The sequence below is a fragment of the Streptococcus mitis genome (assembly GCF_005844455.1).
GTDB lineage: Bacteria > Bacillota > Bacilli > Lactobacillales > Streptococcaceae > Streptococcus > Streptococcus mitis_BF.
Window position 1 is genome coordinate 1 of the sequence record NZ_SPGF01000036.1, and the last position, 22,665, is coordinate 22,665.

The window sequence follows — 22,665 nt, forward strand, 5'->3', positions numbered from 1 at the left end:
CAAAAAAGAAGGAAGGGATTCTCCAAGAAATCTTTGCTCGCTTTACAAATTTTAACTTTTGTCGTTGGGTAACCTCGCAAGTTGCCATCGACAGTAATCACAAAAAACAAAGATATAAAGTGTGTTTCTCGGATGCGACTTATGCCTGCCGTTTGTTTTTTAACGGTTCCCTTTCTTCCCTCCAGTTGAAAAACTACCTCAAGAAACAGTTATCTATTATTCGATCGAATCGAAAATATCCAAGAAAGATAAAGGCTCAATCGGTAGTTGATTTCATCTGTAGAGTAACATAAATCTCAACAAATAGGGTGAAAAACTCTTTATTTGTCATGCAAAAAAATAGAAGATGTGATAGAGAATCACTTTGATGACCTCAATCACACCTCCTATTCAAGTAGTTAGATCACTAACTTAATGACATTGCAGCGGATGTTGTTTCTTTTTTATGGGTTTCATCTCAGAATGTCTCTTTTCTGCAGCCTCTTGATTATGGAGGCATCACACTAGTGAGTGCTAGTTTAAAAATTATTCCAGTAGTTCTGTATAAAAAATAATTAAGCCAAGCTTAACTGAAACTGAACTTAAGAAAACTTTCAGAAAAAGTTCAGATTTCCCCTGTAAACTAAGGTCAAGCCAAATGAAGGCGAGGAAAAAGGTATGAAATCAAAAAATGGACACTACTTGCAACGAGTTTAACGGCAATGGCACTGATGACAGCATGTGCCCAGTCAACGACTAAATCAAGTACAACTGCAGCGGCAGATACCACTGCTATCACAACTTCAACTAAAAACAGTCAATCTTCTTACTTTACAGAAAAGGACTATGATACTTCTTATGATGAAAGCCCAACTTCTAAGATTGAGCTATCTGGCTCATCTGCGAAGGTCTCTGGAGACGGTGTGACAGTATCTGATTCAACAGTGACCATCACAAAATCTGGTACTTATGTCATCTCATGTCAGTCTGACGGAGTGCAGATCAAGGTCGAGGCAGATAAGTCTGCAGATGTTCATCTAGTCCTAAAAGGTGCGACCATGGCCAATACCAATGCAGCAATTTCAGCGACATCAGGCGGCCATGTCTACCTGACTCTGGCAGAGGGAACTACCAACAGTCTCTCTGACTCAAGCTCTAATAGTGATGACAAGGCAAATGCAGCTCTCTTTTCTAAGGTGGATTTGACCATCAATGGCTCAGGAACTCTCAATGTGGATGGGAAGAAAAGCAATGCTATCAAGGCAAATGATACTCTTCACATCACGGGTGGAACCTATAACATCACAGCAGTTGGCGATGCCTTTAATGTCAATAATGAACTCAACATCACTGGTACGACCATGACCATCGATGCCAAGAAAGATGGTGTCAAAGTTGACAATGATGAGGATACGACTGTCGGCAATATATATTTGGCTAACAATACCATAACAGTCACAGCAGGAGATGACGGTATTCACGCTTCTGGTAACCTATTAATTGATAGCGGTACTTACACCGTCAAGAATTCCACAGAAGGAATTGAAGGGAAAGGCATTACGATCAATGGTGGTGATATCAATGTCTACGCGACAGATGATGGGATCAATGCAGCCAATAAAAATGTTCAGCAAAGCGATATTTACTTTACCATGACAGGTGGTAATCTAACTGTAGAAGTTGGTCAAGGTGACACAGATCCGATTGACTCAAATGGAAATATCACGGTTACAGGCGGAACCATTAAAATGATTGGTCAAACAGGTTTTGACTTTGATGGAACGGCGACCTATACAGGTGGAGACGTCTATCTCAATGGCGAAAAACAAACTGATATTGTAAATTCTATGCCTGGAGGAGGTGGACCTGGTGGTGGATCTCAAGGAAATGGTGGTCCAGCCCCAGATAAACGAGGATAAACAAAAAAGGATAGCATTTTAAGAGCAATGTTATCCTTTTTATATTGGCATCAGGGACGACTAGTTTTTCAGCATCTAGACTGATAAAGATTTTTTGATAAGTCGGTTGACCGTACTCTCCAATCAACTCCATCACTTCCTGTCCACCGTGCACCCCAGCAAATACAAAATGTTCAGGGTGAATTTTAAAAGGAAGCGCTTGGTCGCCCATTTTATTTAGTCCTTGGTTGAAGGCGAAGAAATCTCCCAAAGTCAATCCATCTACGTCTACATCCACGTAAGTGGCTTGTAGGTTACGACCCTTGACCGAATTCTTAGAAATGTCATGCCACATTTGGTCTGACTCTACTAGACGGTCAGCGTATAGTTCGAGGATTTTTTGACTTCCGAGGGCTAATTTGGTTTCAATTAGAGCTTCTTTTACTTGGCTAAAAGGCAGTTGGAGCAATTCCTGAGCGGAGATAGATTTCCCCTTATAGGTGAAATCTGCCCCCAGACTGTCCATTTCTCGGATAACGTGGTGAGTACGCTCTAATTCTTTGGCTTCAATCCATTCAGGACTTAATTCTTTTCCGTTCATATATAGTAGATTGAAATAAGATGTGAATAAATTGATTAGGAAAGTCAAATTAATGTATAGAAATATTTTAGCAACCATTGCGTACTATTCTAGATTCAATCTACTATACATTTTGATTGATAGATTTTTCATCTTAGTACCTCTTTTATTTTTAAAATGCTTCTATCATATCGTGAAGCTAGCCTGTTAGCAATATGCAAAAAGAGACCAAAAGTTCCTCAGTTCATCAGTCCCCTCCTTGACACTTCGTCAGCTTTTGATACAATAGTACAAAATCAGAGGAGGTGGGCTATGATTCAGAAACATGCGATTCCTATTTTAGAGTTTGATGATAATTCTCAGGCGCTTATCATGCCTGATCACGAGGGGCTGGATTTGCACTTGCCAAAGAAGTGTGTCTATGCTTTTTTAGGTGAGGAGATTGACCGCTATGCGAGGGAAGTAGGGGCGGACTGTGTCGGCGAATTCGTTTCTGCCACCAAGACCTATCCAGTCTATGTCGTGAACTATAAGGGCGAGGAAATTTGTCTGGCTCAGGCTCCTGTGGGTTCTGCCCCAGCGGCCCAGTTTATGGATTGGTTGATTAGCTATGGTGTGGAGCAGATAATTTCCACTGGAACCTGTGGTGTGCTGGCTGATATAGAAGAAAATGCCTTTCTAGTCCCTGTTCGCGCTCTGCGAGATGAAGGAGCTAGCTACCACTATGTGGCACCTTCTCGTTATATGGAAATTCAGCCAGAGGCTATTGCTGCCATTGAGCGAGTCTTGAAAGTCAGAGAGATTCCCTATGAAGAAGTCATGACCTGGTCCACAGATGGTTTTTACCGAGAAACGGCTGAAAAGGTGGCTTATCGCAAGGAGGAAGGCTGTGCTGTTGTGGAGATGGAGTGTGCTGCACTTGCGGCAGTAGCTCAATTGCGTGGCGTTCTATGGGGAGAGTTGTTGTTTACAGCGGACTCTCTAGCAGACTTGGACCAGTACGATAGTCGTGACTGGGGTTTAGAGGCTTTCGAAAAGGCCTTGGAACTCTGCCTTGAGATAGCCTCTCAGATCTAGCTACTCTTCTTCTTTTTATGGTACAATGGATGTATGTTATTCAAATTATTTGTGAAAAAACTTGAAAGGGTCTTTGGCGGACTTTCGCCAGCTCGTCGGATTTTTTTAAGTTTCGCTGGAGTTATTTTTATAGGCTCTCTCCTTTTGAGTTTGCCTGTTGTCCAGGCGAGTGATTCGCAGGCCACTTATTTTGACCATCTTTTTACGACGGTGTCCATGGTCTGTGTGACCGGCCTCTTTACGCAGCCGGTAGCTACCACCTATAATGTCTGGGGTCAGCTTATTTGTATGCTCTTGATACAGATTGGTGGTCTGGGGCTCATGACCTTTATCGGGGTATTTTATATTCAGGGGAAGCAAAAGCTTAGTCTTCGCAGTCGTGAAACCATTCAGGAGAGCTTTAGTTACGGGGAGACTCGGTCGCTGAAGGCCTTTATGCGGTCCATCTTTTTGACGACTTTTCTTGTAGAGGGCTTGGGTGCCTTCCTGCTAAGTTTCCGTTTTATTCCTGAGTTTGGTTGGGGACGGGGCATTTTTACCTCTATCTTTTTAGCCATTTCAGCCTTTTGTAATGCTGGTTTTGATAATTTCGGCAGTAGCAGTTTAGTGGCTTTTCAGACGGATCCTTTAATCAATCTGGTCATTGCTGGTTTGATTATCACGGGTGGTCTGGGCTTTATGGTCTGGTTTGACTTGGCAACCCAGCTAGGCAAGAAGAAAAAACGCCGTCTGCGGTTCCACACCAAACTAGTCCTCTTCTTGACTGCAGGGATCTTGCTGTTTGGGACGGTATCCACACTCTTTACGGAGTGGCACAATCCTGGAACCATTGGCAATCTCAGTGTTCCAGAGAAAGTGCTAGTTAGCTTTTTCCAAACCGTCAGCATGAGAACGGCTGGTTTTGCTTCCATTGACTATACCCAAGCTCGGCCTGTGACCCTGTTTATCTATATCCTACAGATGTTTCTGGGTGGAGCGCCTGGAGGGACGGCTGGGGGGCTCAAGATTACGACCTTCTTTGTCTTGTTGGTCTTTGCTCGTAGTGAATTGCTGGGCTTGCCTCATGCCAATGTTGCCCAGAGAACTATTGAAGCTCGAACAGTCCAAAAATCCTTTAGTGTCTTCATTATCTTTTTGATGACCTTCTTGTTGGGCTTGATGTTGCTGGGAATTACGGCAGAAGGAACACCGCGATTTATCTACCTCATGTTTGAGACCATTTCCGCCCTTGCGACAGTTGGGGTAACGGCAAATCTGACACCAGAATTGGGCAAGCTAGCCCTAAGCATTGTCATGGTGCTCATGTTTATTGGCCGTATCGGTCCCTTGACCTTGCTGGTTAGTCTAGCGGATTACCAGCCTGATAAAAAAGATTTGATTCAGTATATGAAAGCAGATATTAGTATTGGATAAGAAAGGAAGAACGATGTCAGATCGTACGATTGGAATTTTAGGCTTGGGGATTTTTGGGAGTAGTGTCCTGACGGCCCTCGCCAAGCAAGATATGAATATCATTGCCATTGACGACCATGCTGAGCGCATCAATCAGTTTGAGCCAGTTTTAGTGCGTGGAGTTGTGGGCGATATCACAGATGAGGAGCTCCTCAGAACTGCGGGAATTGATACCTGTGATACGGTTGTGGTCGCAACAGGGGAAAATCTGGAGTCGAGTGTGCTTGCAGTGATGCATTGTAAGAGTTTGGGTGTACCAAGGGTTATTGCCAAGGTCAAAAGCCAGACAGCCAAGAAGGTACTGGAAAAAATCGGTGCTGACTCGGTAATTTCACCAGAGTATGAAATGGGCCAGTCCCTAGCGCAGACCATTCTCTTTCATAACAATGTTGATGTCTTTCGGCTGGATAAAAATGTCTCTATCGTGGAGATGAAAATTCCTAGTGTCTGGGCTGGTCAAAGCCTGAGTCAGCTAGATCTACGTGGCAAATACAATCTCAATGTCTTAGGATTTCGTGAGCAAGAAAATTCACCACTGGATGTCCAGTTTGGTCCCAATGATTTCTTGAAAGCAGATGCCTATATCTTGGCAGTCATCAACAACCAGTATCTAGATGACTTAGCAGAATTAAATTCGTAAGGAGGGGAATCCCCTCTTTTTTGATGTCCAAGATAGCAAATAGATACCAGAAACCCTTGTATTCCAGTAAAAGTCCTTCAGAAGCTGGACTTTATGGTAGAATAGAAAGAAGTGACAAGAGAGAGTAATACTCTTCGAAAATCAAATTCAAACCACGTCAACGTCGCCTTGCCGTAGGTATGGTTACTGACTTCGTCAGTTCTATCCACAACCTCAAAACAGTGTTTTGAGCTGACTTCGTCAGTTCTATCTGCAACCTCAAAGCAGTGCTTTGAGCAACCTGCGACCAGTTTCCTAGTTTGCTCTTTGATTTTCATTGAGTATAAGAAAAAATCAGTCCCCTAAAGGAGCAGATCATGAAGTTATTGTCTATCGCCATTCCTAGCTATAATGCCGCAGCCTATCTTCATTACTGCGTGGAGTCGCTAGTGATTGGTGGTGAGCAAGTTGAGATTTTGATTATCAATGATGGGTCTCAGGACCAGACTCAGGAAATCGCTGAGTGTTTAGCCGGCAAGTATCCTAACATCGTTAGAGCCATTTATCAGGAAAATAAGGGCCATGGCGGTGCGGTCAATCGCGGCTTGTCGGAGGCTTCTGGGCGTTATTTTAAAGTAGTTGACAGTGATGACTGGGTGGATCCTCGTGCTTACCTAAAGATTCTTGAAACCTTGCAGGAACTAGAGAGCGAGGGTCAAGAGGTCGATGCCTTTGTGACCAATTTTGTCTATGAAAAGGAAGGTCAGTCTCGTAAGAAGAGTATGAGTTACGAGTCAGTCTTGCCTGTCCAGCAGATTTTTGGCTGGGATCAGGTTGGAAATTTCTCAAAAGGCCAGTATATCATGATGCACTCGCTGATTTATCGGACAGATTTGTTGCGAGCGAGCCAGTTCCAACTGCCTGAGCATACTTTTTATGTCGATAATCTCTTTGTCTTTACACCCCTTCAGCAGGTCAAGACCATGTACTATCTGCCTGTCGATTTCTATCGTTATTTGATTGGGCGTGAGGACCAGTCTGTCAATGAGCAAGTGATGATTAAGCGCATTGACCAGCAACTCAAGGTCAATCGACTCTTAGTAGACCAGCTTGATCTGTCCAAAGTGAGCCACCCAAAAATGCGAGAATATCTACTGAATCATATTGAGATTACGACGGTTATTTCCAGTGCCCTGCTCAACCGAGCAGGAACAGCGGAGCATCTGGCCAAAAAACGGGAGCTGTGGACCTATATTCAGCAGGAAAATCCAGAGGTCTTTCAGGCTATCCGCAAGACCATGCTCAGCCGTTTGACCAAACACTCCGTCTTGCCAGCTCGCAAACTGTCCAATGTCGTCTATCAAATCACCAAATCTGTTTACGGATTTAATTAATATAAGTATTTTATAAGAGGGATTTAAGAAAAATTTTAACTTTTTCTTAATCCTTTTTAATTTTAGGAGATTATACTAGAGTCATCAAATAAAGAAAAACTCTAAGGAGAATCCTATGAAATTCAATCCAAATCAAAGATATACTCGTTGGTCTATTCGCCGTCTTAGTGTCGGTGTTGCCTCAGTTGTTGTGGCTAGTGGCTTCTTTGTCCTAGTTGGTCAACCAAGTTCGGTGCGTGCCGATGTAGTCAATTCAACCCCTGCTCAAGTCGTACCAGACGCTGCTTCAGTGAGTGAAAAGAGTGACTTACCAGCAGAACTTCTCAAAGAAGCAGTCGATACAGCTCTTCCTTCAGAACAGGCAGACTCAGCACCTAAAGCAAGCTTGGATACTACAAACTCTCCAGAGAAAGCGGATGTGGCTGCTAAAGACCAAGTAGTAGCACCAAAAGAAGAAGTACAAGTAAAACCAGAGTCTAAGAAAGAAACAGAAGATGCGGTTAAACCTGCGACAAATCCTGCTCCTGCAGTTACTGGACAAGACCGTGAAGCAAGTGAAGCACAACCAGCAACCACTCCAGCCGAAGTTCAAAAAGGAGTGGCTGACAATACCAAAGACACAGTAGATGTTCCAGCTACATACTTGGACAAAGCCAACTTCCCAGGTCCATTCACAGCCGGTGTCAACCAAGTCATTCCATACGAACTCTTCGCTGGAGACGGTATGTTGACACGCCTTATCTTGAAAGCTTCAGATAAGGCTCCGTGGTCCGACAACGGTTCAGCTAAAAATCCCGCCCTTCCACCAGTAGAGAAATTGGGCAAAGGCCTTTACTTCTATGAAGTAGACTTGGCAGGTACTCAAGGTAAATCTGATAAAGAGCTTCTAGACCTCTTGAAACAAAACGGTACGCAAAGCTATAAAGCCACTATCAAGGTTTACGGTGCGAAGGACGGCAAGGCTGATTTGAGCAATCTTGTAGCGACTAAGGATTTGACAGTAAACTTGAATGGCTCAACCACCCCAGCCGAAGTTCAAAAAGGTGTGGCCGACAATACTAAAGACACAGTAGATGTTCCAGCCACTTACTTGGATAAAGCCAACTTTCCTGGACCATTCACAGCCGGTGTCAACCAAGTCATTCCATACGAACTCTTCGCTGGAGACGGTATGTTGACACGCCTTATCTTGAAAGCTTCAGATAAGGCTCCATGGTCAGACAACGGCTCAGCAAAAAATCCTGCTCTTCCACCAGTAGAGAAATTGGGCAAAGGCCTTTACTTCTATGAAGTAGATTTGGCTGGCACTCAAGGTAAATCAGACAAAGAACTTCTTGACCTTTTGAAACAAAACGGTACTCAAAGCTATAAAGCTACCATCAAAGTTTACGGTGCTAAAGACGGCAAGGCCGATTTGACTAACCTTGTAGCGAATAAGGATTTGACAGTAAACTTGAATGGACATCAGTCTCTTGCTCCGATGCAATCAGGCTTCGTCCCATCTTCTAATGGTTCAGCTATGCCGGCTCCAATGATGAATAGTCATCAAGATGCGTCTAAGATGAACGCTCAAATGCCAAGTGTCAATCAAGATGAGATGAAATCTCAAATGCCAGCTACTAGCCAGGATAAGATGATGCCTAACAAAGAGCAGGACAAAACCATGAATGCTAGCCAGTCAATGGCAACTCCAAGCATGAAACAAGACCAAACTCCAGCAGCCTCAAGCAAAATGTCTGATGAAGGCAAGACGGCATCTAATAACAAGGTATCAAGTCCAATGATGGCTAATCAAATGAAAGACCCAAAAGACATGCTTCCATATACTGGTGAAGCTCAAACATCAATGGCTACTATTGGATTCTTTGGATTAGCTTTGACCGGCCTGCTAGGTGGACTCGGTTTGAAAGCTAAAAAAGAGGAAAATGACTAGTCTAGCTACAGACCTTCTATCTAGGATTTGAAAAATCCAGATAGCGATTAGAATGTTCGTAAAGCGATTAAAATAGTGTTATACTATTGTGGTATAGCACTGTTTTTTCAAAGGAGAGACAGATGGGAAAGACAATTTTACTCGTTGACGACGAGGTAGAAATCACAGATATTCATCAACGCTATCTGGTTCAGGCGGGATATCAGGTTTTGGTAGCTCATGATGGAGTAGAGGCTTTAGAAATCTTCAATCGAAAACCGATTGATTTGATTATTACAGATATCATGATGCCTCGGATGGATGGTTATGATTTGATTAGTGAGGTTCAGTATCAATCTCCAGATCAGCCTTTTCTCTTTATCACGGCTAAGACTAGCGAGCAGGACAAGATTTATGGCCTGAGCTTAGGGGCAGATGATTTTATTGCCAAGCCTTTTAGCCCACGTGAGCTGGTTTTGCGAGTTCACAATATTTTGCGTCGCATTCATCGTGGGAGCGAGACAGAGCTGATTTCCCTTGGCAATCTAAAAATGAATCATAGTAGTCATGAAGTTCAAGTCGGAGATGTGGCGTTGGATTTGACTGTTAAATCATTTGAATTGCTGTGGCTTTTAGCTAGCAATCCAGAGCGAGTTTTCTCTAAGACAGACCTCTATGAAAAGGTCTGGCAAGAAGACTACGTAGATGATACCAATACCTTGAATGTTCATATTCATGCTCTTCGACAGGAGTTGGCTAAACATGCTAGTGCAGAAACACCGACCATCAAAACTGTCTGGGGTTTGGGCTACAAAATTGAGAAAGCACGAGGTAGTCAATGAAACTAAAAAGTTATATTTTGGTTGGATATATTATTTCAACCCTCTTAACCATTTTGGTTGTTTTTGGGGCTGTTCAAAAAATGCTGATTGCGAAAGACGAGATTTACTTTTTGCTTGGGATGACCATCGTTGCCAGCCTTGTTGGTGCTGGGATTAGTCTCTTTCTCCTATCGCCGGTCTTTACATCATTGGGGAAACTTAAGGAGCATGCCAAGCGAGTAGCGGGCAGGGATTTCCCTTCAAATCTGGAAGTTCAAGGGCCTGCAGAATTTCAGCAGTTAGGGCAAGCTTTCAATGAAATGTCCCATGATTTGCAGGCGACCTTTGATTCATTAGAAGAAAGCGAACGAGAAAAGGGCTTGATGATTGCCCAGCTGTCGCATGATATCAAGACCCCCATCACTTCGATCCAAGCGACGGTAGAAGGGATTTTGGACGGGGTTATCAGGGAAGGAGAACAAGCCCATTATCTAGCAACCATTGGACGCCAGACAGAAAGGCTTAATAAACTGGTTGAGGAGTTGAATTTTTTGACCCTAAACACAGCTAGAAATCAGGCGGAGACGACTAGTAAAGATAGCATTTTTCTGGATCAGCTCTTGATTGAGTGTATGAGTGAATTTCAGTTCTTGATTGAGCAGGAGGAGCGAGATGTCCACTTGCAGGTAATCCCTGAGTCTGCTCGGATTGAAGGAGATTATGCCAAACTTTCTCGCATCTTGGTGAATCTAGTCAATAACGCTTTTAAATACTCAGCTCCAGGAACCAAGCTGGAAGTGGTGGCTAAGCTGGAAAAGAACCAGCTTTCAATCAGTGTGACCGATGAGGGGCAGGGAATTGCCCCAGAGGATTTGGAGAATATTTTCAAACGCCTTTATCGTGTCGAAACTTCGCGCAATATGAAAACAGGTGGTCATGGCTTAGGCCTTGCAATTGCGCGTGAATTGGCCCATCAATTGGGGGGAGAAATCATAGTTACCAGCCAGTACGGACTCGGAAGCACCTTTACTCTCCTTCTCAACCTCTCTGGCAGTGAAAATAAAGCTTAAAACCCCTTTACAAATCCAGCTATTCATGGTAGAATGGATTTTGTGTGAAATATCAGCAGGAAAGCATGAAGCTCGTCAACAGGTGTCTTATGATAAGTAACCTTGGCTGTTTAGGCGAAGGGCATCTGCACGAATCAGGGCTTTCTAAGTGACTATTTCCACCGAAATATTATTTATATCAGGAGGACATTCACATGTCACGTTATACAGGACCATCTTGGAAACAAGCTCGTCGCCTTGGCCTTTCACTTACAGGTACAGGTAAAGAATTGGCACGTCGTAACTACGTACCAGGACAACACGGACCAAACAACCGTTCTAAATTGTCAGAATACGGTTTGCAATTGGCTGAAAAACAAAAACTTCGTTTCACTTACGGTGTAGGTGAAAAACAATTCCGTAACTTGTTTGTACAAGCTACAAAAATCAAAGGCGGAATCCTAGGTTTCAACTTCATGCTTCTTTTGGAACGTCGTTTGGATAACGTTGTTTACCGTCTTGGTCTTGCGACTACTCGTCGTCAAGCTCGTCAATTCGTAAACCACGGTCACATCCTTGTTGATGGAAAACGCGTTGATATCCCATCATACCGCGTAACTCCAGGTCAAGTGATCTCAGTTCGTGAGAAATCATTGAAAGTTCCAGCAATCCTTGAAGCAGTAGAAGCTACTCTTGGACGTCCAGCATTCGTATCATTCGACGCTGAAAAATTGGAAGGTTCATTGACTCGCTTGCCAGAACGCGACGAAATCAACCCAGAAATCAACGAAGCACTTGTCGTTGAATTCTACAACAAGATGTTGTAATATTTTATTAAACAAGTTAGGCTTTAGAGCCTTGATATTAAGCACTTTGGGGCGCTTTCCCTTAGTGCTTTTTTTGTTTTTACTACCCTTTTAGTTACCCTTAACTAATTTTAGGTATAGTAAGAGGGTAGCCCCAAAATGGGACACCCTTATTATTTATAGATTGCTAATAGCCGATTCAAAGATTGAGACGGCTTTTTTTGCTCCCTCTTTGGTAGCATGGACATAAGTGTTCAAGGTCATTGAGATATTAGAGTGGCCTAGCCTATACTGTAAATCTTTCGCCTCTATGCCAGCGTATAGCATGATTGTAGCGTGAGTATGTCGGAAACCATGGAAACTAATATCAGGAACGCCAGCAGCTTTAAAGTGACCTTGTAGCCTCTTTCTAAGTAAGCAAGCGTAGGCGTATTTTGTGGTAAAAGGAGTAAAGACAATTCCCTCAGACCGTCCTAATTGCCATGACTGGACTTGTTGACGTTTTTTATATTGCTTGAGCAGGGAAACTGTAGCTTTATCAATATCAATTTCTCTTAGACCAGCTTTAGACTTAGGTGTATTTGTTTCTTGGTATCTATTCAGAGTCTTAGAAATGCTGATAATGCCTTTTTTAAGGTCAATATCAGACCACTCAAGAGCCAAAGCCTCACCGATACGGCACCCACTAGCCAGCAATGTTTTATAAAGCACGTAGTCAAAGAAATTTTCATAGCTAGACAAGTCTAGGTTATCCAGGTAGTCTAGAAACTGTTTAAGTTCCTGGTTGCTGAAAAATTTTACTTTATGCTCTTTATTTTGTTGCTTGCGTGGAATAATGACATCCCTAGCAGGGTTATGCTGGATCACTTGCATAGTTACTCCATACTGGAGAATACGGCGGTTTATATTGTTTAGAAAGCTATAGTTTGCATACGCTCCTTTTTCGCCCTTATTGGCCTTGTCAGCCCACTTATTGACTTGCTGCTGAATGATAGGAGTAGTGAGCTTGTCTAGCTTGTAATCGCCGAATACAGGCAAAATATGAAGCCTTACGATCCCCTCCATGGATTGCTGGGAGTTAGGTTTGATTGTATTCTTGTAACTCTCCCACCATAAAGCGACTAACTCCCTATAGGTTGTAATGGTTGGTTTTTCCTTTACGCTATATCCGTTAGCTGCAAAAGCATTGACGGCCTCCCTGGCTTTGATTCTAACCCCTTTTTTAGTGTTGGCCGTGACTGTTGTCCTAGCCTTTTTCCCTGTAAGTTTATCAACGCCTAAATAAACACTTGCACGGTACACTGTAGCACCGTTTTTCTTTTTGTATTCTGTAATATTCATAGTCATACCTTTCTAACATCAGTAAGCAAGTATGGGATTTAGTCAAGTATTTATGAATATTGTTTTTATATGGTGCTGAGAGCTACGAGAATAGCCCTATTTTCGTTTGTTTTAGGTATGATGATAATTTGTATAACTGAACTATAAAATCGCTTAGATAGCGTTTTAAGGGGTTATTTGATGTCTTGTTTTTCTTTCAGATTAGCTAAAATATCAGATGACCAGTCTCCTGTTTTTAGATATCTTTTGATTTTATTTGCGTAGTTGTTGGCAAAGGCTATTTGAATTTCTAAATCCATGCGACTATCAGCAGTTGAGTTTTCTAAATAGTTAGAGAGTCCCTCGGCGGTCTGCTCAAAATAGTCTTGTAAGTCTTCTAAACTTTTTATAGGTGTTTCTGTATTGCTTTGAAACAAATATATATTAATAATTTCCTCAAGGCCAAAATTTAAGAAAAAAGCTTTATCAATTATATTCTGAGTATTTGTTAAGGCGAGTTTATCAATTTTTTGTCCATTGAAAATGTTGACTAACATCTCCTCAATCTTTTCCCAGTTATAGTGGCTCCCTCCTAGTTCACCGTGTAACAGTTGGCTAACAGTCATATCACCAACTTTAGCAATTGTTTTTAAACGTTCAGGGTTTGGGGAAGAGATACCACTTTCCCACCTAGAGACAATACTTTTGGACGTTCCAAAGAGTTTTCCAAATTCTTCTAAAGTCATCCCTTTATCTAGACGAATAGCTTTGATACGCTGTCCAAGGATTTTTTTATCAACTTCTTGTGTCATAAGTTCAAGTCCTTTCATATCAAATTATATCACTTTCTTGTGTATTTAACAAAATAAAGTTACGAAAAGTTACACAAATCTGTTGACAATTTATTTGACAAAGAGTAAAATGGTTACGTAAAGTGACGAAAGGAGGTGGAAGAATGTCATCAATAAACAAAATAAAAGGCTATCGTAATATGCTGGGTTTAAGTCAAAAAGACATGGCTGATAAGTTGAGTATTTCTATCAATGCTTATCGGAACAAGGAGAATGGCAAAGTTGAATTTCGAGATAATGAAAAAATTATTATTAAAGAAATGATACTACCATTATTTCCTCAAGTAACCCTAGAAGAAATATTTTTTTACAAATAAAGTTACGAAAAGTTACTTAAAACAAAAAGCCCTAACCGACGACCAAATCAGCAAGGCTTTTCACTTAAACAACTAAAACCACAAATAGCAAGTATGGGATTTAGTTAGGTATTTATTTAATTATATCACAAAATAGTGATTTGTGCCCAGACGAGAGAGCGCTAACTCTTAAAACTGGTACTTTCTCACGCTTTCAATTTGGCGACCGAGAGCATGAGGCTGTAGGCAAGAAAAACTGTATAAGAAACAACCATTCAAAATCCCCACACTCGCCATCGCTCAACTTTGAGTGTGAGGATATCCTGGATAGTAAAAGGCATTAAAAAGCCCTTAGGGCAATTACACAACATAGAAACAAAGGTAAAAACATGACAGAAACAACATACGAGAATTTAACTAGACATATAGACAGAATTAGCGCAGAAATGCGAGAAATTGGCGAAAAAAATGGGCTTAGTAGACTTTCATTATTGGCAAATCAGACAAAATTCATCAAAGAAAATTTATACCGTTTACTTTGGATTGAACTTCCTGAATTGAATGACAGCCATAAAATCGAGGCAGTTTCTAAAAGCACTACGGGAATGTTTTTCCACGCTGGTATTTTTGAAATGGACGCTATGCGACAAGCATTCTTTAAACGCCAAGCTATGCACTTTTTTGACAACGAAGCAGAGCAACAGGCGTATATGGAACATGCTGAAAAGGAGTATTTAGAGGCTACTATAACCTTAAAGGATATTCTTTTTAATTCTAAAAATGATACTCGGAAAGTAAGTAAAGATCATCTTATAGAGAAGTTTGAGGAGGCAATGCAATGACACTAGACCTAGACAACATGACACAAGCAGAATTTGATGAAGCAATTGCTGAAATCAAGGATAGAAATCCGAACCTCTTTCAGTTCATCACTGATTTTTTAGATAGAAAGGTAAGCACCGAAGAGGTGGACGACTGGTTGAATATGGAGCGAAGCGATCAAGTAGAATATATCAAGAACTATAAAGCGAGGGCATAGCATGAATGAGTTAGATTTGACCAACACACAAGCGGTAATCTTTATGGTGGTATTGATTGGCTTACTGCTTTATTTAAACCACCGAGACCGCAAAAAAAGCGCCCAATTTGAGCGAGAAAACCAACAGAGGATAGAAACACCAAGAGAGGTTTTAAACCCTTGCTACGGGCGTTATATCCAGCTTGCAGGTAAGATTCATAATTAGAAAGGAGTGTAATATGCAACTATTATCAAGAGAGGCAGAGCTTGAGCTACTGGAGAAAGTGGGAGATCACTTAGAGAAAAGGCTTGAGCTTGAAAAGCAGCATAATGACGGCTGGGACCTAATTGCTAGAGCCGATCTACTAAATAAGCTAGGGATCAGTGGCACAACGTTGAATAATTGGGAAAAACACGGCTTAAAGCCTTATCAGTCGCCTTTTGAGAACAGTAAGAAGATTTATTACCGCAAGACTGATATATACAATTTTCTTGCAGTAGATTAGGGGGAATAATGACAAAGAAAAAAGAACAATGGACACCCGCCATAAAAAATTTACGCAAGGTAATTGTGGACGGTGTGGAGCAATGGGTGGAATTTGAAATAGAGGGCTATGTCATTCCTGCTGGTCACGCTTATTATGACATCATCAGGGGAATTAACACGGAGGAGCAACGGAAGAAAAATGGGAAATCGTAGAATGATAAGTAAGACAGTAACCCAAACTCAGAGATTTTTGAGACTACCGTTAGAGGCACAGGCTCTATATTTTCATTTAATTCAAAACTCAGATGATGATGGAGTAGTAGAGGCTTTCCCTGTTGTTAGAATGATAGGGGTTAGTGAAGATAGCCTAGGACTTTTGATAGTCAAGGATTTTATCAGACCGCTGAATGATGAAATGGTATATTTTATTGTGGATTTTCATGAGCAGAATAAAGTTCGTGCTGATAGAAAGGTCAATTCAGTTTATGCGGATTTACTCAGGGAAGTAGTCCCAGATATTGAACTTACTGAGCCTAGGCAGCGTGTAGATAGGCCTAAAAAACCTCCTGAAAAGGTGGGACAACCAGGGGACAACCAAAGGGCAGACATGGGACAGCAGAATATAAGTCAATATAAGTCAAGTCAAGATAATCTAAGTCAATCTAGGTCAAGTCAGAAAGACGAGGACGAGCATGAAAATCTAATCTTTGAAAAATTAAAGTCAGCTTTTGGGCAAATGTCAGTTAATGGAACAATGATAGAAGAAGTGAGAGACCTACTAGAAATCCATGGCCAAGAGTTAGTTATCTATGCTCTTGAGGTAACTATCCTAAATGCTGGTAAGTCGATTAGATACACCAGGTCAATTCTTTCAAACTGGCAAGGGTTAGGACTTAAAACAGTAGAGCAAGTTAAGCAGCATGAGGAACAAAGGCAAAAGCTGAAACAGTCACCTAAACAAGCTGAGCCTATTAGTCGTGAAGAATGGCTAAAAACACGAACAGAAGAAAACCCATTTTAGGAGGGCGAGCAATGGAAAATAAATTTGAGCAATATAACAACAGAAAAATTAGTGAAAAGGTATGCGAGGTTCACAAGGTCAATTATTGGCAAATTTCAACACCTAAAAGGGGCAGTAAGGAACGAAGTATACAAGAGTTTTGTCCTGAATGCACAAAGGAACTAATAGAGAGGCAGGATAGGGAGGGAGTAGATAAGGCCCTAAATGTTGAGACATATCTGAAAAACTACAATGTCCTTATGCGAGACAGTACGATCCCTAGAGAGCTTAAAGAGGCTAGCTTTGAGAATTTCATAGCTGAGACAGCCGAGGAAAAGCAACTTTTAGCATTTGCTAGGGAGCAAGTAGAGAAATACCTCGACGGTATGACTGGGAATACTTTATTTACAGGCTCTACAGGCATAGGGAAGAGTCATTTAAGCGTTGCTATTGCTAAGGCGATAAATGAGGGTTACAAAGCCAAAGGAGAACCTAAGAGTGTGTTATTTGTCAATCTAACAGAGATCCTTAGGCGAGTTAGAGAGAGCTTTAACTCTCCTACTAGCCAAGAGGGGCACTACTCAAGAATGCTGAAAGAGGTTGATTACCTGGTACTTGATGATTTAGGCATAAAATCGGACAACGCTAGTAGTAAAGGCAAATCGTCCTGGGAAGAAGAGTTTATCTTTGATATTCTCAGTAATCGAGACAAGACTATTATTACTACAAATCTAAGCAACTCAGAGATTGCTAGCTTGTATAGTGATCGAGTGGCCAGCCGTGTTAGAACTGGCCTAGAGGGTAACTTTTTCAAGTCATTTACTATCAAGGATAAACGATACTCAATCAGTAGCTTAAAGGCTAAAGTCTCTCAAAGTTGAGCAGGATTAAAAAGGTGAGAAATTGCAATGTAGTCTTTAATATGATAAAATACAGTTGGATTACCTAGATGATACCATCTAGCGCAAAGTACGGCAGGTAGCTCCTGCCTCGGTCGCAGCTGTACAAAAATTGTGCAGCTGTTTTTAATTATATAAAAATAAAAAATCCCCACACTCGCCATCGCTAAACTTTGAGTGTGAGGATATGAATTGCAAGAATGAAACTTAAAAAAGCTCAAAAATGAGTTAAAGTACACTAAAAAGGGTAGTAAAAAGCGTTGAATAGTTGAAAATATCAGTTATATCAACGCTTTAGGACTACTGAGATTACAATAAATTCATATATTTCAAGTAAAGGAGTAATCAAAATGACAAACTACAAAGAAAAACACCGTTTCAGTTATAAATTTGAAAATACTGAACATGCAAAGGCAAACAAAATAGCTGATGTGGCAAGTATTGCCATTCATGGTTATTTCATGGGCACTGGAGAAAGTCCAGTAACAGAAACAACTATTAGCGGAGATGGGACTATCACAGTAGATTATCAAGGTAGAACAGCAATAGGGGAATCCCTGAAACGTATTTGTTTAGGTTTTGCTAATTACTATGAACAAGATACAGAGGGAGAGGAGGCTTAGCATGATACAAAAGACAGAACAGCTTAAAGATTTGCTTGATAGAGGCTTTGTTTTATACTCAAAAAATGGTATAATAAAGTCAGCCAAGTTACCAGAGTTTGGTAGTCTAATCATCACAACACAAGATGGTAAACCCATTCAAAAGGAAACAAGGCAGAAAGAAAAAATTTAGTTGCTGACTAGAAAACTAGAGGCATGATATAAGAGTTTAACTGCTCTTTGTCATGTCTCTTTTTGTTTTAGTCAGAGAAAAAAAGAAAGAGGTAGATCGCTATGACACTACAACAAATAAAGGCACAAATTTACAGCCTAGGCACTTATAAGCAGCAAAAGATTGAGGCTTATGGAACAATGAAAAAAGAACTTTGGGAAAAAGTCCGAAATCAGGTTTTATATCAGTCTGAGGCTGAGCTACGCTTGGAGAACTTTAAAAAAGAGGCCGATCAGTACTCAGATACTGAGTTTGCCAATATTCTAGCTAAGCTAGAGAACTTTGAACAGACAGAACTAGAGAAAATTAAATCAGAGTATGAAACAGTAACGGCTGATAATGTTGCTGAGTTGAACTTACTGAGCACTATGAAAGTATCGGAACAGGAGCTACTAAGTTACTTAGAGAAATACAAGCGCAACCCGCTGGCCATTAAGAAATTACATGAAATCGGATCAGCTAACAACATTGCTTTACCTAGCTATATCCTGAAAGAAGATAGGCTAGCTGAACTGTTAAAGGTATTCAAGCAACATGCTAAGAGCTATCATGATACTCCAATCATTGATAGTAACGGTTCAGCAAGTGATCTAGCTTTCATGTTAGTTTTAGCTAGTGATGAATTGAATACAGCCTTAGAAAATTACTCTAATCATTTTGATACAGCTCTAGGGCTATCTGAGGGCTAAGATAATAGTTATAAGCCTAATCAAGTAAAGAGTGGGCTTACATTATCTGACAAAAGTTTACAATTCCAGGAGGTAAAGAATGGGGGAGAAAGTCACACCCAGGCAAGAAAAGTTCGCTCTAGCTTTGATGACTTCCAATACAATCGAAGAGGCTAGGGAAACTGTTGGTATATCTAGAACAACTGTAAATAAGTGGCAAAGGGATATAACATTCAAGAGGTACTATAGAGAGCTTAGACTTAATGCAATGCAGCAAACCACGGCAAGGCTACAAGCTGTTAGCATGGAGGCGGTAGAGGTCTTACATAACCTTATGACAGATGAAACAGTATCCCCGTTTGTAAGGCAGCAATCAGCTAAGACTATCTTAGAAGTGGCTTATAAAGCTCATGAGACTGGAGATATTCTTGAAGTTGTAGAGGAAATAAAAGCGGAGCTAATCGAAGATGAATAAGCAGAAAATCATAGCAGACCTGAAAAAGATACACTCAAGACTCAGGGCAAAGGGAACTGATGAATTTGTAAGAGCATACTTTGATAGAAAGCGTAATCTATGGGCAATCCTTAAACCAGGGAATAACTTTGGTGAGGAGGTGGCAGAATACCTCACTGATGAACAATTTGAAAAGCGTTTTGAAGTTTTTGAGGGAACACTGTTTTATCATGACCGTAGGGAGTTTGAGTAGTGCTCATTTTTGGACACAACACTAATAGAGCAAGGAGGTACTAATAGTGAGCGCTGACGAGGTAAAAACTAAGCTAGAGGGCGTTAAGTGGATAAACAAGGAGATCAAAGGCTTATATTTGGAATTGGAAGCCCTGGAAGGTGGTATTATCGAAAAGCCAACATTAAGCCATAGCAGGGTGCAGACAAGCAGAGAGAACAAGACAGAGAACAATCTTATAAGTGTTCTGAAGCTAAAAGAGGATACGCTCCAGAGAATTGAGCGCCTTACTGAGGAAAGAATGGCAATATCTGGGCTAATCGATAAGCTGGACAATCCACTTGAGCGTTCCGTTCTAAGACTTTTTTACTTGAATGATCTTGTTGCTTTGGAAGTCGCTGAAGAAATAGGAAAATCAAAGACTGCAGTATACCTTATAAGGCAAAAAGCTATAGAACACTTGGCAGATAAGGAGGAGATAAAAGGGCTATTTTGAAATCAAAGTTAAGGAGATACTACAAAAGCTATGAATTAAGATATTGTTGTGGTATAATTCTAGCTAGTAACTAATGAGGAAGAACAGTTGAAGAAAATTTCAATTTTTATAGATGACTCAGGGGTCTTTCACTCCAATCATAACTACTTTGTGTACGCGGGTTTTTGCTTTATTTCTGATGAGGACAAAATATCTGCTAAAAAACGCTATCGCTCTCTTAATACAAAAATAAAAAAAGCTAAAGCCATAGAGGGAGAGCTCAAAGCGGCGAATATTGAGAGAAAGCACAAAAATGCTCTCTTTAAGGTTCTTAAAGATGAGATTAGTTTTTCTGTGTCAGTTAATTTACCAAACGTTCACGCAAGTGTTATGGGAGATAAAAAATCACGTCAGCGCTTTAAAGATTATGCCTTAAAGAGGGTGGTAAAAAATCTGTTCAAAAAACTAATAGAGCAAGGCTTGATTAACAAGAATGATGATATTGAGCTTTTTGTGAATATTGATCAGCAAGGATTTGCTACGAATGGTTTATATGGTTTGGGTGAGGGGATCCTGGAGGAATTGAAGCATGGGATTACCAACTTTAACTACGGGAAGTTTTATCCTCCGATTTTAGAAGGGGATTTTGTTGTCCATACTAAGTCATGTGTTTCTGAGAATGACTATTTAATACAGGCTGCGGATATTTTAGCTAATAGAATATGGAACTCATATGAAAAGCAGGTCAGTGAGTTACGAGACATACCGAACCATACTTTTTTAAATTTACCGTAGTTTTTACTTGCCAAAAGCGCGCGCGTGGTATAGAATAGAATTACAGGTATAAGTACACTGTTTAAACATCTGAACTGTGATTAAAGCAATTAAGCGTATGTTAAGTACGTCGCACTCAGATGGAGAAGCGCCGTTAGGTGCTTTTTTTGTAATCTTTTGATATAATATTACTGAGGAAATGAAGTAGAAAAATATCGGACGCACACGCACCCGAAAGGGTATCTGAGAGGTGGGGAATGTCCGTCCCACCATTTCCTAAGCGCTTAGAACAATCTAGGCGTTTTTGCTTGCCTTGCTTGAAAGAAAACACTACGGAAAAGGATTTAGATTTATATGGCAATATTAGATGATTTACAAGCGTTATATGACAATGGTTGGGATGCCTCTTTTGATTATAATGGTCAAGCTTGTGGAATTTTTCCTAATTCTATTCCATGATATTGTAGTGGTTATTGGAGATAAAGGATATCAGGTATCATCATTAAATGAACTGATTTCTTTAAAAATTGGCGATAATACTTATAAATATTATGGATGGAATTGAAGTGCAGTATTATTAAAATAAAAAGCACCTTTGACAGGTGCAATTTACTTGCTTACTGAACTCATCAATTTAAGTCCCCTTTTTGTTACCCTTTATGTTTTCTCAGCTTATTTAAATTTAATAGTTTTTGAGAAAATCAAGTTAGATTTAGAGAAGGCTTAGGTCTGTTTTTCTGTACCTAATCATTGCAAGATAACAAGATGTTGTAATATTTTATTGAATAAGATAGGCTTTGGAGCCTTGATATTAAGCACTTTGGGGCGTTTCCCCTTAGTGCTTTTTTACATTTTACAATAGCTTTTTAGCATACAGCTATAAGTATCTATACGCAACTAGACCTGTATAGTTTAAAGTGATATAATAGTCTAAAAGGAGGTGCTACCATGAATGTTTTAGAAAAAAACACACAGGTAAACTTTAAGACTAACAGAGACTTGTTAGAGAAGGCTAAAGCTATTATCACAGCGCAAAATCTTGATATGACAGCCAGTTTTAACTTGTTTTTAGAACACATTGTAGAAAATAAAGCCTTGCCATTTGAAACTCAAGTAGACAAAGAAAGAGAAGAACTTCTATCAGGGTTGCGTGCTGAAATTGCCCGTAGCTTTGAAGATTTAGAACATGGAAAAACTTACAGCCTTGATGAAGTGAGGGCTAACCTTGGAATTTAACGAGAACTCATATAGCCTTATTATCTCCGAAACGGTACAAGAACAGCTAAGAGGTATCAAAGCCTATATCTCAGCTAACTATTTTTCAGAGCAGGCAGGAGCAAACACAGTTAAAAATATTCTTTACGGATTGGAGCGTCTTGAGGTCTTCCCAGAAGCGGGATTTGATGCTGACGAAAGAGTAGGAGGTATTATATACCCACCACACAAAACTCGATGCATCATTTTAGGAGATTACCTAGCCTTCTATCATATTTTAGAGGACAGAAAAGCTGTCTTTGTATCAGATATTATTCATAGCAAACAGGACTACATCCGCTTGTTTAAGAAAAAATAGCGCCTATAGGAAGCAATGTCATTAAGTTAGTGATCTAACTACTTGAATAGGAGGTGTGATTGAGAACATCAAAGTGATTCTCTATCACATCTTCTATTTTTTTGCATGACAAATAAAGGTTTTTTCACCCTATTTTTTGAGATTTATGTTACTCTATAGATGAAATCAACTACCGATTGGGCCTTTATCTTTCTTGG

The 22,665-nt window shown here is 40.5% G+C and carries 29 protein-coding genes and 1 pseudogene; 27 read left to right on the forward strand and 3 right to left on the reverse strand.

The genetic code is table 11. The features are described 5' to 3' along the window. Both FGQ53_RS11840 and FGQ53_RS07540 read left to right on the forward strand, forming a co-directional pair. A pseudogene (locus tag FGQ53_RS11840) lies at nt 1-293 on the forward strand (IS4 family transposase); the annotation flags it as partial. Between the two features lie 408 nt (nt 294-701). After that, nucleotides 702-1,898, forward strand: coding sequence for a carbohydrate-binding domain-containing protein (locus tag FGQ53_RS07540; RefSeq protein WP_138337367.1), 1,197 nt, complete (start codon nt 702-704; stop codon nt 1,896-1,898). On the opposite strand, the gene FGQ53_RS12005 is transcribed toward FGQ53_RS07540, so the two are convergent. After that, a complete protein-coding gene (locus FGQ53_RS12005) occupies nt 1,825-2,478 on the reverse strand; it encodes a hypothetical protein (protein WP_229090348.1) in 654 nt (217 codons plus the stop codon). The genes FGQ53_RS07540 and FGQ53_RS12005 overlap by 74 nt on opposite strands. A 291-nt stretch (nt 2,479-2,769) precedes the next feature. On the opposite strand from FGQ53_RS12005, the gene FGQ53_RS07550 reads away from it, so the two are divergent. From FGQ53_RS07550 to rpsD, 8 genes are all read left to right on the forward strand, one after another. Then, nucleotides 2,770-3,534, forward strand: a complete 765-nt coding sequence (locus FGQ53_RS07550; RefSeq protein WP_138337369.1) for a nucleoside phosphorylase — start codon at nt 2,770-2,772, stop codon at nt 3,532-3,534. Between the two features lie 33 nt (nt 3,535-3,567). Beyond that, entirely contained in the window at nt 3,568-4,947 is a 1,380-nt protein-coding gene (locus FGQ53_RS07555) for a TrkH family potassium uptake protein (RefSeq protein ID WP_138337371.1), read from the forward strand. A 13-nt stretch (nt 4,948-4,960) separates the two neighbouring features. Further along, complete coding sequence (locus FGQ53_RS07560) at nt 4,961-5,626, forward strand: potassium channel family protein (RefSeq protein WP_138337373.1); 666 nt, start codon at nt 4,961-4,963, stop codon at nt 5,624-5,626. Nucleotides 5,627-5,982: 356 nt separating this feature from the next. Beyond that, nucleotides 5,983-6,999 (forward strand): glycosyltransferase family 2 protein, encoded by a 1,017-nt coding sequence (locus FGQ53_RS07575; protein WP_138337375.1) that lies wholly within the window; start codon nt 5,983-5,985, stop codon nt 6,997-6,999. Between the two features lie 115 nt (nt 7,000-7,114). Continuing rightward, nucleotides 7,115-8,932, forward strand: coding sequence for an SSURE domain-containing protein (locus tag FGQ53_RS07580; RefSeq protein ID WP_138337377.1), 1,818 nt, complete (start codon nt 7,115-7,117; stop codon nt 8,930-8,932). Between the two features lie 122 nt (nt 8,933-9,054). Then, the gene (locus FGQ53_RS07585) at nt 9,055-9,753 is read left to right on the forward strand and encodes a response regulator transcription factor (RefSeq protein ID WP_138337379.1); all 699 of its coding nucleotides are present in this window, start codon (nt 9,055-9,057) and stop codon (nt 9,751-9,753) included. Further along, entirely contained in the window at nt 9,750-10,802 is a 1,053-nt protein-coding gene (locus tag FGQ53_RS07590) for a HAMP domain-containing sensor histidine kinase (protein WP_138337382.1), read from the forward strand. Before FGQ53_RS07585 ends, FGQ53_RS07590 begins: the two co-directional genes overlap by 4 nt. A gap of 194 nt (nt 10,803-10,996) precedes the next feature. After that, entirely contained in the window at nt 10,997-11,608 is a 612-nt protein-coding gene (gene rpsD, locus FGQ53_RS07595; protein WP_000092756.1) for a 30S ribosomal protein S4, read from the forward strand. A gap of 156 nt (nt 11,609-11,764) precedes the next feature. Here the strand turns inward: rpsD and FGQ53_RS07600 are convergent, their stop codons facing one another. Together FGQ53_RS07600 and FGQ53_RS07605 are read right to left on the reverse strand one after the other, a co-directional pair. Then, complete coding sequence (locus FGQ53_RS07600; protein WP_138337385.1) at nt 11,765-12,928, reverse strand: tyrosine-type recombinase/integrase; 1,164 nt, start codon at nt 12,926-12,928, stop codon at nt 11,765-11,767. Nucleotides 12,929-13,101: 173 nt separating this feature from the next. Continuing rightward, on the reverse strand, nt 13,102-13,719 hold the full coding sequence (locus tag FGQ53_RS07605) for a helix-turn-helix domain-containing protein (RefSeq protein WP_138337388.1): 618 nt from the start codon (nt 13,717-13,719) through the stop codon (nt 13,102-13,104). A gap of 143 nt (nt 13,720-13,862) precedes the next feature. Here FGQ53_RS07605 and FGQ53_RS07610 point away from each other — a divergent pair, with 143 nt between their 5' ends. The 17 genes from FGQ53_RS07610 (at nt 13,863) to FGQ53_RS07695 (ending at nt 22,468) form a co-directional block, all read left to right on the forward strand. Further along, entirely contained in the window at nt 13,863-14,075 is a 213-nt protein-coding gene (locus FGQ53_RS07610) for a helix-turn-helix transcriptional regulator (protein WP_138337391.1), read from the forward strand. 368 nt (nt 14,076-14,443) lie between these two features. Continuing rightward, nucleotides 14,444-14,896, forward strand: coding sequence for a hypothetical protein (locus tag FGQ53_RS07615; protein ID WP_138337394.1), 453 nt, complete (start codon nt 14,444-14,446; stop codon nt 14,894-14,896). Further along, on the forward strand, nt 14,893-15,093 hold the full coding sequence (locus FGQ53_RS07620) for a hypothetical protein (protein ID WP_138337396.1): 201 nt from the start codon (nt 14,893-14,895) through the stop codon (nt 15,091-15,093). Before FGQ53_RS07615 ends, FGQ53_RS07620 begins: the two co-directional genes overlap by 4 nt. A gap of 1 nt (nt 15,094) precedes the next feature. Then, nucleotides 15,095-15,298 (forward strand): hypothetical protein, encoded by a 204-nt coding sequence (locus FGQ53_RS07625; protein WP_138337399.1) that lies wholly within the window; start codon nt 15,095-15,097, stop codon nt 15,296-15,298. Nucleotides 15,299-15,311: 13 nt separating this feature from the next. Continuing rightward, on the forward strand, nt 15,312-15,578 hold the full coding sequence (locus FGQ53_RS07630; protein WP_075232396.1) for a hypothetical protein: 267 nt from the start codon (nt 15,312-15,314) through the stop codon (nt 15,576-15,578). Between the two features lie 8 nt (nt 15,579-15,586). After that, nucleotides 15,587-15,772: a BOW99_gp33 family protein gene (locus FGQ53_RS07635; protein WP_138337402.1), complete on the forward strand. Its 186-nt coding sequence runs from the start codon at nt 15,587-15,589 to the stop codon at nt 15,770-15,772. Further along, on the forward strand, nt 15,759-16,580 hold the full coding sequence (locus FGQ53_RS07640; RefSeq protein ID WP_138337405.1) for a DnaD domain-containing protein: 822 nt from the start codon (nt 15,759-15,761) through the stop codon (nt 16,578-16,580). Before FGQ53_RS07635 ends, FGQ53_RS07640 begins: the two co-directional genes overlap by 14 nt. Nucleotides 16,581-16,591: 11 nt before the next feature. Next, nucleotides 16,592-17,440: a DnaA ATPase domain-containing protein gene (locus FGQ53_RS07645; protein ID WP_138337408.1), complete on the forward strand. Its 849-nt coding sequence runs from the start codon at nt 16,592-16,594 to the stop codon at nt 17,438-17,440. Nucleotides 17,441-17,808: 368 nt separating this feature from the next. Further along, entirely contained in the window at nt 17,809-18,081 is a 273-nt protein-coding gene (locus FGQ53_RS07650) for a hypothetical protein (protein ID WP_138337411.1), read from the forward strand. Between the two features lies 1 nt (nt 18,082). Beyond that, nucleotides 18,083-18,253 (forward strand): DUF2292 domain-containing protein, encoded by a 171-nt coding sequence (locus FGQ53_RS07655; protein WP_138337414.1) that lies wholly within the window; start codon nt 18,083-18,085, stop codon nt 18,251-18,253. 101 nt (nt 18,254-18,354) lie between these two features. Continuing rightward, complete coding sequence (locus tag FGQ53_RS07660) at nt 18,355-18,981, forward strand: hypothetical protein (protein WP_138337417.1); 627 nt, start codon at nt 18,355-18,357, stop codon at nt 18,979-18,981. Nucleotides 18,982-19,060: 79 nt separating this feature from the next. Beyond that, nucleotides 19,061-19,435 carry a YfeC-like transcriptional regulator gene (locus tag FGQ53_RS07665; protein WP_004263709.1) on the forward strand — a complete coding sequence of 125 codons (375 nt, stop codon included), beginning with the start codon at nt 19,061-19,063 and terminating at the stop codon, nt 19,433-19,435. Beyond that, a complete protein-coding gene (locus FGQ53_RS07670; protein WP_004263707.1) occupies nt 19,428-19,667 on the forward strand; it encodes a hypothetical protein in 240 nt (79 codons plus the stop codon). Before FGQ53_RS07665 ends, FGQ53_RS07670 begins: the two co-directional genes overlap by 8 nt. Before the next feature lie 46 nt (nt 19,668-19,713). Further along, nucleotides 19,714-20,142, forward strand: coding sequence for a DUF1492 domain-containing protein (locus FGQ53_RS07675; protein ID WP_138337420.1), 429 nt, complete (start codon nt 19,714-19,716; stop codon nt 20,140-20,142). An 87-nt stretch (nt 20,143-20,229) separates the two neighbouring features. Beyond that, nucleotides 20,230-20,916, forward strand: a complete 687-nt coding sequence (locus FGQ53_RS07680) for a DUF3800 domain-containing protein (RefSeq protein ID WP_015606052.1) — start codon at nt 20,230-20,232, stop codon at nt 20,914-20,916. Nucleotides 20,917-21,843: 927 nt separating this feature from the next. Continuing rightward, the gene (locus FGQ53_RS07690; protein WP_138337423.1) at nt 21,844-22,131 is read left to right on the forward strand and encodes a type II toxin-antitoxin system RelB/DinJ family antitoxin; all 288 of its coding nucleotides are present in this window, start codon (nt 21,844-21,846) and stop codon (nt 22,129-22,131) included. Continuing rightward, a complete protein-coding gene (locus tag FGQ53_RS07695) occupies nt 22,121-22,468 on the forward strand; it encodes a type II toxin-antitoxin system RelE/ParE family toxin (protein WP_138337426.1) in 348 nt (115 codons plus the stop codon). Before FGQ53_RS07690 ends, FGQ53_RS07695 begins: the two co-directional genes overlap by 11 nt. Nucleotides 22,469-22,665 lie beyond the last annotated feature (197 nt).